Origin of the sequence: Micromonospora sp. NPDC049645, assembly GCF_040675155.1 — a bacterium.
Taxonomy (GTDB): Bacteria; Actinomycetota; Actinomycetes; order Mycobacteriales; family Micromonosporaceae; genus Micromonospora.
Genome location: NZ_JBFAOI010000001.1, coordinates 1,186,455 through 1,197,946, shown reverse-complemented (window position 1 = coordinate 1,197,946; position 11,492 = coordinate 1,186,455). Strand labels below are relative to the sequence as shown.

The following is an 11,492-nucleotide window of genomic DNA, read 5'->3' as shown; positions in this document are numbered from 1 at the left end:
CTCGGCGCGGGGCCGGGGCGGGGGGGCCCCCCGCCTCGGGGGCCGCCCCGCCCGCGGCCCCGCCCCCCCCCCCCCCCCGCCCCCCCGGCGCGGGGGGGGGGGGGGCCCCCCCCCCCCCCACAACTCCATGATCGACACAGATCGGTTACCGGTCGGTGGCGAGGGAGATGATGCCGTAGTCGTAGGCGTGACGCCGGTAGACGACGCTGGGGCGGCCGGACTCCTTGTCCTGGAAGAGGTAGAAGTCGTGGCCGACGAGCTCCATCTCGAACAGCGCGTCGTCAATGGTCATCGGCTCCGCCGGGTGCACCTTCTCCCGGGCGATGTGCCACGGCTGCTGGTCGTCGTACTCCTCTTCGACCCGCTCGGCGACCGCGGTGCCGGCGCGGGCGCCGTCACCCGGCGCGCTCAGCGCGGGGGAGACCAGGTCCGCGACCGGTAGGCCCGCGGTGGCCTCGGCGACGGAGATCGGCGCGTGCCGGCCACGGTGTACGCGGCGGCGGTCGGCCGCGCGGCGCAGCCGGGTGTCGAGCTTCGCGATGGCCGCGTCGAGTGCGCTGTAGAAGTCGTTCGTGCAGGCTTCGGCCCGAATCACCGGCCCCCGGGAAACGCAGGTGATCTCCACCCGCTGGCAGTGGTCGGCCTGGCGCGGATTGCGCTCGTGAAACAGCTCGACATCGACGCGAATAAGTTTGTGGTCGTAGCGTTCGATCTTCGCGAGTTTCTCGGCTACGTGTACCCGGTAATGATCCGGCACTTCGACGTTTCGGCCCTTGACCACGATGTCCACGTGACCTCCCTTGTTCGGACGGTCTTCGATCCGGTTTACCCGGCCGCGCGCCGTGGGGAGACCCGCTGGCGTCGACCGGTTGGTACGGCTACGCCTCCTCTCACCGCCGGGGGCGGTTGGAACGACCTCCTACCCCCGACAGCGAAACGCTAACTCCTGTTCGCCCGGCAGTCACCCCATGTTGCTGAGACGGCCCAGAATTTTTCGCACCTCATACACCAACGGGTGAAACGGAAACACGATCGGTTACGACTGGTGTCTTTTCTCGGTCGCCGCGAGCACCACGGCGACACTCGGTGCCCATCCCGTCGCGGTCAGCACCCCGGTCGCGGCAGCCAGCGTGACGCCGGTGGTGACGATGTCGTCGAGCAGCACCACGACCGGCGCCGCGCTCGCGGTACGAGCCCGGGCCGGCCCTGTCGAGCGGGGTTGGAAGGCGGCCTCGGCCGCCGCCGCCCGCCCGGCGCTGTCCAGGGTGACCGAGTCCGGCCGGGGCAGCGCCCGCAGCGGACGATGCACCCGCGCTTCCCAGCCGCCCTGGTTGAGTCGGGCCGCGCAGTGCCGGGCCAGCCGGTCGAGATGGTCCCCGTAGCGGGACCGGGCCGCCGCCGCGGTGTCCGGAACGGGCACCAACGCCAGCGGACGAGCGACGCCGACGGCCGTCGCGACGGCCTCGGCGAGCAGGGCCCCGAGCGGGCGGGCCAACCTGTGCCGGCCGTGTTCCTTGTACGCCAGCAGGCACTCCCGCAGCGGCCCGGCGTACGGACCGAGCGCGACGCAGGACGGCAGGCCCGGCGGGGCCGGGGTGGGCCGGACCGCCCGGGGCCGCAGCGCGCCGAGCGCCGCGACGCAGGTCGGGCAGACCCCGTGCCGGAGGCCGGGCCGGCGCTCCCGACAGCCCGCGCAGTCGGCGGGCAGTACCAGGTCGGCGAGGTCCGCCCAGAGCCCGCCCACCATGTCAGTAGAGGAAGAACGGCGCCGACGGGTTGCTCGGGCGCACGCCGGTCGGCACCGGAGGGATGTCGCGTACCCGGTCGGGCTCGATCCGTTCGAACGGGCTGCTGCGGTAGGCCACCCCGTTCGCCTCGTACATGTAGGCGCCGCTGGGCACCCGCACGCTGCGATTGGTCGGGTACGCCGTCAGGTGATTGACCTTGGCACCGAGGTCGGTCCGCAGCGGCGTCTCCAGGGCGCCGTCGACACTGATCTCGTAGATCGCCGGCTGACCGGCCGACCCGGCCACCACCAGCTGGTCCTCTCTGCCCCAGTCGACCGCCGTGATGCCGGTCAGCGAGGTGACCAGTTGGCGGGGCGGGCCGATGGAGACCCCGCCGCCGTCCAGGTTGACCGCCGCGACGTAGAGACGACCACCGGCGACCAGCGCGACCCGCTGGCCGTCCAGCGCGGCAGCCACCGCCGTGACGGTGGCGGAGGGCAGGTTGAGCGGCACCTGGTACATCCGGGCCGTCTCGTCGAACCGGTAGAGCTGCCCGTCGGCCACCACCAGGCCGCGACCGGGGCGGGAGTCGACGGTACGCAGCCACACCGGGCGGCTGATCGAGGAGTATTCGGTGCTGCTGCGACTGAGCACCGAGATCGGCGCGGGGCCCGCGCCCACCGCGAGTCGGTACCGGCTCTTGCCGCTGCCGGTCACCACCATCGCGGCGAGGATCCGATCCTTGCCCAGCCCGAGCCCGGCGGCGACGACGTTGCGGTTGACCTCCGGTGCCAACGGCACCGCGCCACTGATTTCGCCGTCGAAGTCGAGTGGGTGGACCGCGCCCTCGTACACCCCGAAGCGCTGGGGACTGGCGGTGTTCGGGTAGAGCACCTCGGCGTCCCGTCGCTCGCTCAGGTCCACGACGGGCTGCGGGTTGTTGCGGATCTTCAATTCCAGCTTGCCCGACAGGTCACCAAGCGACCAGGCGATCTGTGTGATCAGCTGGTCGATGCCGTTCTGGTCGTCACCGGACATGTCCAGGTTGACCTCCCACCGGCCGTTCCCACCGGTGGCGTTGTTGATCAGCTCGGTGCGGTCGGGCAGCCCGACGACTCCCGGGCGCAGCCAGTCGGAGGGGCCGCCGACCAGCCACTTCACCACCTCGTTGACCCGACGCTCGTCCGGCACCGCCTGCGGGCGGTAGCGCTGGTCGGGCACCAGGCGGGTGCGGTCGGAACTCCAGAAGTAGATCGTCTCGTCCTGGTAATACTGTCGAAGGGCGGAGTCGCTGAGCAGCAGCACGTTGGGCGGGTTGATGACGTACAGGCCGGCTCGCTCGTCGTTGACGCCGCCGTTGAAGGCCGCGCTGCGCAGGCCGAACTCGTACTCCGTCTCGGTGGCCACCGGCGGCGCCAGGGTGCCGTTGGCCCGCAGCACACCGATCTGCTGCACCGTGATCTTCACGGTGGTGGTCGAGTCGCTGTTGAGGGTGTAGATCGCCTCGCGCAGCCGGACCACGTTCAGCGCGACCTCGCTGCCCTTCTTGTCCTGGAGGCGGATCTTGTCCTCCGGGGCGACGAACGCCTTGACCCGCTCGTACGCCCGATCCGGCTCGCCCGCGGCGGCGGACAGGAAGTTGCGGACGAACGCCTCGTTGACGCTGCCGCTGGCCGTCCGCGTCGGCGGCTCACTGCCCCGGCTGATCACACCGGCCTCGGTCGCCGCGCCGCCCTTACCGTCGACCCGCACGTCGGACGCCGCCGGGATGCCGCAACCGCCGCCCAGCAGCACCAGCACGCCGAGCGCACCGAGCAGAGTCGGCCGTCTCACGAGCGCACCTCCGCCCGCTGCCCGTCCCCGGCCGGAGCCGGGCCGATCGCCAGTGCCCCGCCCGTGCCGGGGCCGATGGCCAGCGGGCCACCGTCGCGGGGGCCGCCGAACGGCAGCGTGGCGTCGGCCGGCACCAGTCGCAGCGGGGAGGTGGTCAGTCGGTCACCGGCGCGGGCCGGCAGGGTGAGCCGGAACTGCGCACCCTGTCCGGGAGCACCCCACGCCTCCAGCCAGCCGCCGTGCAGCCGGGCGTCCTCCAGGCTGATCGACAGGCCCAGGCCGGTGCCGCCGGTCTGCCGGGCCCGGGACGGGTCCGCCCGCCAGAACCGGTTGAACACCAACTTTTCCTCACCCACCTTCAGCCCCACGCCGTGGTCGCGCACCGTGATCGCCACGGCCGTCTCGTCGATGCCGAGGGTGATCAGCACCGGACGGGCCTCACCGTGCTCGACGGCGTTGCCGACCAGGTTGCGCAACACCCGCTCGACCCGGCGCGGGTCGACCTCGGCGATCACCGGTGTGCCCGGCAGATCAAGCTCGATCGGTACGCCCACCCGCTCGGCCAGGCCGGCCAGCCGGTCGACCACCCGGTGCACCACCGGCACCAGATCGGTCGGCTCGGAATCCAGCATGGCGAAGCCCGCGTCGAACCGACTGATCTCCAACAGGTCGGTGAGCAGCTCCTCGAAGCGGTCCAGTTCGGCCTGGAGCAGTTCGGCGCTGCGGGCGACCGCGGGGTCGAACTCGTCGCGCTCGGCGAAGATCAGGTCAGCGGCCATCCGGACCGTGGTCAGCGGGGTGCGCAGCTCGTGTGAGACGTCCGAGGTGAAGCGGCGCTGCAACCGGGACATCTCCTCCAGGCGCAGGATCTGCCGTTGCAGGTTGGTGGCCATCTGGTTGAACGACGCGGCGAGCAGGGCGAGATCGTCCTCGCCGTTGACCACCATCCGCTGGTCGAGCAGGCCGGCCGAGAGCCGCTGGGCGGTCCGTGCGGCGACCCGGACCGGGTTGACCACCAGCCGGGTGACCAGCGCCGCGAGCAACCCGAGCAGGATCACCAGGGCGACACCGGTGGCCACCACGGTGGCTCGGGCGTCGGCGGCGGTGACGTCCTGCCGGGTCAGCGGCACCAGGTAGTACAGCTCGATCTGACCGAAGCGGGTGGGTACCGGCGAGCCGTAGACCAGGTATTTGGTGGAGTCGCCGGTGAGCCGCCCGGTGCGGATCTGGCTGGCGACCTTGCCGTCGGCGATCGCGGCCCGCAGCTCGGGGCTGATCAGCGACTGGACGTCGGCGGAGGGGGCCGTGCGCGTCTGGATGTCGTTGGGGTAGCCGTCGGCGGTGATCGCCACGACCACCCCGCTGGTCTGCTGCGGGTCGCCACCGGCCAGGTAGTTGACCGTGCCGTCGATGGTCTCCTGGAGCTGCGCCTCCTGCGGCTGCCCGTAGAAGGAGACCTGCTTGGCCGCGTAGCTGGCACCGCTGGTCACCCGCTGCCGGACGTCGCTGCGGGCGTTGTCGAGCAGGATGGTGGTGATCTTGTCAGCGATCAGGAACGCGAACCCGCCGACCAGCAGGCTGGACGCGACAAGCGTGATCGTCACGACCCGGACCTGGAGCGAACGGCGCCAGGTCTGGTGCACCCGACTCACCACCCGGGCGACCCGACCGCTCACCGCGCGCCAGACCTCCCCGCCGGCGATGGGCCGGCGGGCGGTCGTGCTCGGGGAGGGTGGGGGCGGCGAGGTCGACACAGTGCGACCAGGCTATCCGGTCCCCGCCTTGTAGCCCACGCCCCGCACGGTGAGGATGATTTCCGGTCGCTCCGGGTCCGGCTCGATCTTGGCGCGCAGCCGCTGGACGTGCACGTTGACCAGTCGGGTGTCGGCCGCGTGCCGATAGCCCCAGACCTGTTCGAGCAGCACCTCGCGGGTGAACACCTGACGTGGCTTGCGGGCGAGCGCGACCAGCAGGTCGAACTCCAGCGGAGTCAGCTTCACCTCCTCGGCGTTACGGCTCACGGTGTGCGCCGGCACGTCGATGGTGATCTGGTTGTTCGGCGGCCCGATGGTCAGCATCTCGGGGGCCACGTCCTCGCCCCGGCGCAGCCGGGCCCGCATCCGGGCCACCAGCTCCTTGGGCTTGAACGGCTTGACCACGTAGTCGTCGGCGCCGGACTCCAGGCCCAGCACGACGTCCACGGTGTCGCTCTTGGCGGTCAGCATGACGATGGGCACGCCGGACTCCGCCCGGATCGACCGGGCGACGTCGATACCGCTCATTCCGGGCAGCATCAGGTCGAGCAGCACGATGTCGGGACGACTGTCACGAAAGGCGGCCAACGCCCGCTCGCCGTCCGCCACGAACGAGGGCAGGAAACCCTCACTGCGCAGCACGATGCCGAGCATCTCGGCGAGCGCGGGGTCATCGTCGACCACCAGTACGCGGGCTCTCATGGGATTAATATTGCATCCTCATTCAGTTCGGTGGGACCGGCGTCCGCCGGTAACGCTTCGCGCCGCCGTCGCACCGCTGACCGCGACCCGCGGCGGCGGCGCCACGTGTTGCGGGGGCCCGGCTCACGAAAGCGCCGCGTACCAGCCTGCCACCATGATCCCCCTTCGGCGGCGCCCGGCGCCACCGCCGGCTCGGCGGAGCCGGCTGTCGCCATCCGGACGAGGGGTCAGCCGAACAGCGCGCGCCCCCAGTGGTCTCCGCCGTCGCGTACCCCGGGTGGGCAGGCGAACACACCGCTGGAGACGTGCCGCAGGTACTCGTTCATCACGTCGTGTCGGGCCAACTGGGTCTGGATCGGGACGAACTGGCGACGCGGGTCGCGCTGGTAGGCGATGAAGAAGAGGCCCGCGTCGAGCCGGCCGAGTCCGTCCGAACCGTCCACGAAGTTGTAGCCCCGGCGCAGGAGCTGGGCACCGTTGTTGCGGGTGGGGTGGGCCAGCGTCACGTGGGCGTGCTCGGCGATCACCGGCGTACCGTCCGTGCCCCGCGCGGCGAAGTCGGGTTCGTCGAACTCGTCGGTCCGGCCGAGTGGCGCACCGCTGCCCTTGGCCCGGCCGACGATCTCCTCCTGCTCGGCGAGGGAGGTCCGGTCCCAGGTCTCCACCAGCATCCGGATCTTGCGGGTGACCAGGTACGAACCCCCGACCATCCAGTCCGGCCCGTCGCCCGGCTGCACCCACAGCTGGTCCCGCAGCAGCTCGGTGTCCTCGGCCTTGAGGTTGGCCGTGCCGTCCTTGAAGCCGAACAGGTTGCGGGCGGTGGCCTGGTCGCGGGAGGTGGACGAGGTCCGGCCGAAGCCGAGCTGCGACCAGCGGACGCTCACCACGCCCATGCCGAGCCGGGCCAGGTTGCGGATGGCGTGCACCGCCACCTGCGGATCGTTGGCGCAGGCCTGCACGCAGAGGTCGCCGCCGGAGAGCTGTGGCTGCAACGCGTCGCCGGGGAACTTCGGCAGCTCCGCCAGGGCGGCGGGCCGCCGGTCGGCGAGGCCGAAGCGGTCCCGGCCGTCGGCGTCGCGGAACAGCGTCGGCCCGAAGCCGATGGTGAGGGTGAGCTGCGAGGGAGGCAGTCCGAGTGCCTCACCGGTGTCGTCCGGTGGGGCCTCCGGCATCCCGCCGACCGCGCCCAGCACCCCGGCGTCGCGCCCGGCGGTCATCCGGGCGGCGGCGGCCGTCCACTCCTGAAGCAGCTCGACCAGCCGGGCCCGGTCCTTGGTGATCACGTCGAAGGCGACGAAGTGCAGCCGGTCCTGGGCCGGGGTGACGATGCCGGCCTGGTGCTCGCCGTGGAACGGCACCGCCCCGGCCGGATGGTCGCTCGCCGCGGCCGGGCCGTGGGAGCCGTTCAGCAGCGCACCCGCACCGGCCGCCACCCCGGCGACCCCGGCCACCCCGGCGCCGGCGAGCGTGATCGCCCGCCGCCGGGTCAGTCTGCTCTCGCTCATCGACTCGACTCTCCCTGCCATCCGGTCACTTCGCGACGGCCGCGGCGACCTTGCTGATCGGCTCGGCGAGCGCGTTGATCCCGTCGGACAGCTCCTTGAGCTCGGGCTTGCTCAGGGCGGTGTGCAGCTTCCACCCGTCGCCGTCGCGGTGCTTGCCGAGCAGCGCCTCGACATTGGCGAACTCGGTGTCCAGCTGGGTGACCAGCTCCGGCGAGCGCTGTTGCAGGGCGGGACGGAGGGCGGAGACGGCGGCCTTGGAGCCTTCGAGGTTGGCGGCGAAGTCCCACAGGTCGGTGTGCGAGTAGCGGTCCTCCTCACCGGTGATCTTGCCGCTGGCCACCTCGTCGAGCAGTTCCTTGGCACCGTTGGCGAGCTGGAGCGGCGAGAGCTTCTCGGCGTTGGCCTTGGCCACGATCTCCTTGACGTCGACCAGCAGGCGGTCGGCGATCGGGCCGTCCTTGCTGATGTCGCCGGACTGCCAGAGGTCCTTCTCGATCCGGTGGAAGCCGGTGAACTCCATGCCCTCCTCGATGACCTCCTCGCGGCCGTCGATCTTGGGGTCGAGGTCGCCGAAGATCTCGGCCACCGGCTCGATCCGCTCCCAGTAGGTGCGGGCGACCGGGTAGAGCGCCTTGGACTTCGCGACGTCACCGGCCTTGACCGCGCCGACGAACTCCTCGGTCTTGTCGAGCAGCGCGGCGGTCTGGCTCCTGACGTAACGCTGGTAGTTGTCGGTGGCGTCACCCAGCGCGGCGTCGGCGGTGAGCGGCTGCGCCGACCCGCTGACCTTGAGCGCGCCCCGGATGCCCTTGCCACTCATCCCCGGCTTGCAGGCCGTCTCGTACGTGCCGGCGGGCAACTCCACGTGCAGCTCACGGCTCAGGCCCGGGGCGATGTTCTCCACCTCGCCCATCACCCGGTCGCCGTCGGCGTACACGTAGAACTCGGTGACCTTCGCGCCCGAGTTCGTGATCTTGAAGGTGGCGGTGCCGGCGCCCAGGTCGGTCGTGCCGACCTCACAGGCGGTGTCGCTGGCCTTGACCACGATCGGGCCGCCGGCCGCGGCCTGGCCGCCCTCGTCGGCGTCGGAGCAGGCGGCCAGACCGGCCGTCGCCAGCACACCGGCGGCGGCCAGCGCGAAGAACTGGGTGGTACGCATCTGAGCTGTCTCTCCTCGTGGGTCAGGCACGCTGCGGCGTGGACGCCGCTTCGGCCTCGGCGCCGGTGTCGGCCCCGCGCTCGGTGACGGTGGTGGTGGTCGCGGTGGGTGCCGGCTTACGCCGGGCCGGTCGCAGGAAGAGCAGGAGGACCGGTACGGCGTACGCGACCCAGGCGATCGTCTCCAGCACGGTGGGCGCGGGAGTCACGTTGAACATGCCGGCGAGCAGGGCGGCGTACCAGGTGCTCGGGTCGAGCGTGCTGGTGATGTCGAAGGCCAGATTGTTCAGGCCGGGCAGGACACCGGCCTCCTGGAAGTCGTGCACGCCGTACTTGAGGATGCCGGCGGCGACCAGGATCAGCAGCGCACCGGTCCAGGTGAAGAACTTGCTGAGGTTGATCCGCAGGGCACTGGCGTAGAGCAGCACACCGAGCACCACGGCGGTCCCGATGCCGCCGATCAGGGCGAGCAGCGGCCCGCTGTCACCCGCCGCGCCCTGGGCGGCGGAGTAGAAGATCAGCGCGGTCTCCAGGCCCTCACGGATCACCGCGAGGAAGGCCATGCCGGCGACCGCCAGGGACCCGACGGCCAGCGCCTCGGTGAGCTTGCCCCGCAGCTCTCCGGCGATGGTCCGGGCGGCCCGACGCATCCAGAAGATCATCCAGGTCACGAAGACCACGGCGGCGACGGAGGTGATCGCCTCGAACAGCTCCCGATCCTCGGACCGGGACAGCAGCGAGGTCGACGTGTACTCGATCAGCCACCCGAAGAGCACCGAGAGCGCCACGGCCAGGCCGACACCGGCCCAGACCTGCGGCAACCGGTCCCGGCGCTGCGACTTCACCAGGAAGGCGACCAGGATGCTGACCACCAGGGTGGCCTCCAGCCCTTCCCGCAGGCCGATCAGGTAGGTGGCGAACATCCGGGGCTCCGAGTGGGTTAGGCACGCCTTGGCTGACTTAGGGCAGGCATACCTTCCTCCCTGCTCAGGGCCCTCGTCAAGTCGTTCACGACAACCTCACTCGCCGCAGCACGAAGACCGCCGGCCGGTCCGTCTCGCTCGGCTGTGGAAGGATCCCCGCCGTGAGGGGATTCCTGCCGTGGTTGACGGTGCTGGCCGTGGTGCTGCTGCTCAGCGCCCTACGCCTGCGGGCGTTGGCCACCGTCGTGTCGGTCGGCTGGCTGGCCTGGTGCGTCTGGACGTGGTTCCGGCCCACCCGGCGCGGACCCCGTTCGGGCTGACCAGCCGGCGGAGACGACGAACCGGGCCGGCTGCGAACAGCCGACCCGGTCCGGAGATGTAGATCAGTAGCGGTAGTGGTCCGGCTTGAACGGACCCTCCGTGGAGACGCCGAGGTAGGCGGCCTGCTCCTTGGTCAGCGTGCTCAGCTTGGCGCCGAGCGCGCCCAGGTGCAGCCGGGCCACCTTCTCGTCCAGGTGCTTGGGCAGCACGTAGACGCCGATTGGGTACTCCTCGGTCTTGGTGAAGAGCTCGATCTGGGCGATCGTCTGGTTGGCGAACGAGTTCGACATCACGAAGCTCGGGTGCCCGGTCGCGTTGCCGAGGTTCAGCAGGCGGCCCTCGGAGAGCACGATGATGGCGTGCCCGTCGGCGAAGCGCCACAGGTCGACCTGCGGCTTGATGTTGACCCGCTCGACGTCGGACCGCTTGGCCAGCCCGGCCATGTCGATCTCGTTGTCGAAGTGGCCGATGTTGCCGACGATGGCCTGGTGCTTCATCCGGGCCATGTGCTCGTTGGTGATGACGTCGAAGCACCCGGTGGCGGTGATGAAGATGTCGGCCTGCTCGACCACGTCGTCCAGGGTGGCGACCTGGTAGCCGTCCATCGCCGCCTGCAACGCGCAGATCGGGTCGACCTCGGTCACCACGACCCGGGCGCCCTGGCCACGCAGCGACTCGGCGCAGCCCTTGCCCACGTCGCCGTAGCCCATGACGACCGCCATCTTGCCGCCGATCAGCACGTCGGTGGCCCGGTTGATGCCGTCGATGAGCGAGTGCCGGCAGCCGTACTTGTTGTCGAACTTGCTCTTGGTCACCGAGTCGTTGACGTTGATGGCCGGGAAGAGCAGGGTGCCCGCCCGGTGCATCTCGTAGAGCCGGTGCACGCCGGTGGTGGTCTCCTCGGTCACGCCCTTGATGCCGGCGGAGATCCGGGTCCAGCGCTGGTTGTCCTCGCCGAGCGAGCGGTGCAGCAGCTCGAGGATGACCGCGTACTCCTCGGAGTCGGCGGACTCGACCGGCGGGACCGCCCCGGCCCGCTCGAACTCGGCACCCTTGTGTACGAGCAGGGTGGCGTCGCCGCCGTCGTCGAGGATCATGTTCGGGCCCTGCCCGTCCGGCCAGGCGAGCACCTGCTCGGTGCACCACCAGTACTCCGGCAGGGACTCGCCCTTCCAGGCGTACACCGGGACGCCGGAGGGCGCCTCGGGCGTGCCGTCCGGACCCACGACGATCGCCGCGGCGGCGTGGTCCTGGGTGGAGAAGATGTTGCAGGACGCCCAGCGCACCTGCGCGCCGAGCGCGACCAGCGTCTCGATCAGGACGGCGGTCTGGATGGTCATGTGCAGCGAGCCGGTGATCCGCGCGCCGGCGAGCGGCTGCGCCTCGGCGAACTCCCGACGGATCGCCATCAGGCCGGGCATCTCGTGCTCGGCGAGCTGGATCTCTTTACGCCCGAACTCGGCGAGCGACAGATCCGCCACCTTGAAGTCGCCGTCGGCAAGCGTGCTCGGCCGGGCCTCGGACGGCGTGCCGCTGGCGGACGCCGGGAGGGTGCTGGTCATGAAAGCT

General features: G+C 71.0%; 10 protein-coding genes. 1 reads left to right on the top strand and 9 read right to left on the bottom strand.

The genetic code is table 11. From position 1 onward, the window contains the following. Positions 1-145 precede the first annotated feature (145 nt). The 8 genes from raiA to efeU form a co-directional block, all read right to left on the bottom strand. Positions 146-790: a ribosome-associated translation inhibitor RaiA gene (raiA, locus tag AB0J33_RS05620; RefSeq protein WP_363610128.1), complete on the bottom strand. Its 645-nt coding sequence runs from the start codon at positions 788-790 to the stop codon at positions 146-148. 246 nt (positions 791-1,036) lie between these two features. Further along, the gene (locus AB0J33_RS05615) at positions 1,037-1,747 is read right to left on the bottom strand and encodes a ComF family protein (RefSeq protein ID WP_363610126.1); all 711 of its coding nucleotides are present in this window, start codon (positions 1,745-1,747) and stop codon (positions 1,037-1,039) included. A gap of 1 nt (position 1,748) precedes the next feature. Next, complete coding sequence (locus tag AB0J33_RS05610; protein ID WP_363610124.1) at positions 1,749-3,560, bottom strand: LpqB family beta-propeller domain-containing protein; 1,812 nt, start codon at positions 3,558-3,560, stop codon at positions 1,749-1,751. Next, the gene (gene mtrB, locus AB0J33_RS05605; protein ID WP_363610122.1) at positions 3,557-5,314 is read right to left on the bottom strand and encodes an MtrAB system histidine kinase MtrB; all 1,758 of its coding nucleotides are present in this window, start codon (positions 5,312-5,314) and stop codon (positions 3,557-3,559) included. The genes AB0J33_RS05610 and mtrB overlap by 4 nt, the downstream gene beginning before the upstream one ends. Positions 5,315-5,326: 12 nt before the next feature. Next, on the bottom strand, positions 5,327-6,016 hold the full coding sequence (gene mtrA, locus AB0J33_RS05600; RefSeq protein ID WP_363610120.1) for an MtrAB system response regulator MtrA: 690 nt from the start codon (positions 6,014-6,016) through the stop codon (positions 5,327-5,329). 227 nt (positions 6,017-6,243) lie between these two features. Then, positions 6,244-7,521 carry an iron uptake transporter deferrochelatase/peroxidase subunit gene (gene efeB, locus AB0J33_RS05595; protein ID WP_363610118.1) on the bottom strand — a complete coding sequence of 426 codons (1,278 nt, stop codon included), beginning with the start codon at positions 7,519-7,521 and terminating at the stop codon, positions 6,244-6,246. Between the two features lie 25 nt (positions 7,522-7,546). Beyond that, positions 7,547-8,680 (bottom strand): iron uptake system protein EfeO, encoded by a 1,134-nt coding sequence (gene efeO / locus AB0J33_RS05590; RefSeq protein WP_363610116.1) that lies wholly within the window; start codon positions 8,678-8,680, stop codon positions 7,547-7,549. Positions 8,681-8,702: 22 nt separating this feature from the next. Further along, positions 8,703-9,602, bottom strand: coding sequence for an iron uptake transporter permease EfeU (gene efeU / locus AB0J33_RS05585; RefSeq protein ID WP_363610114.1), 900 nt, complete (start codon positions 9,600-9,602; stop codon positions 8,703-8,705). Positions 9,603-9,763: 161 nt separating this feature from the next. Here efeU and AB0J33_RS05580 point away from each other — a divergent pair, with 161 nt between their 5' ends. After that, a complete protein-coding gene (locus AB0J33_RS05580; RefSeq protein ID WP_357008755.1) occupies positions 9,764-9,922 on the top strand; it encodes a hypothetical protein in 159 nt (52 codons plus the stop codon). Between the two features lie 63 nt (positions 9,923-9,985). On the opposite strand, the gene ahcY is transcribed toward AB0J33_RS05580, so the two are convergent. After that, positions 9,986-11,485 (bottom strand): adenosylhomocysteinase, encoded by a 1,500-nt coding sequence (gene ahcY, locus AB0J33_RS05575; protein ID WP_363610112.1) that lies wholly within the window; start codon positions 11,483-11,485, stop codon positions 9,986-9,988. Between the last annotated feature and the right edge of the window lie 7 nt (positions 11,486-11,492).

Coding starts and splice junctions, on each gene's coding strand:
- efeU (WP_363610114.1), bottom strand. CDS start 9,602: ATGTTCGCCACCTACCTGATCGGCCTGCGGGAAGGGCTGGAGGCCACC.
- efeO (WP_363610116.1), bottom strand. CDS start 8,680: ATGCGTACCACCCAGTTCTTCGCGCTGGCCGCCGCCGGTGTGCTGGCG.
- mtrA (WP_363610120.1), bottom strand. CDS start 6,016: ATGAGAGCCCGCGTACTGGTGGTCGACGATGACCCCGCGCTCGCCGAG.
- ahcY (WP_363610112.1), bottom strand. CDS start 11,485: ATGACCAGCACCCTCCCGGCGTCCGCCAGCGGCACGCCGTCCGAGGCC.
- AB0J33_RS05615 (WP_363610126.1), bottom strand. CDS start 1,747: ATGGTGGGCGGGCTCTGGGCGGACCTCGCCGACCTGGTACTGCCCGCC.
- efeB (WP_363610118.1), bottom strand. CDS start 7,521: ATGAGCGAGAGCAGACTGACCCGGCGGCGGGCGATCACGCTCGCCGGC.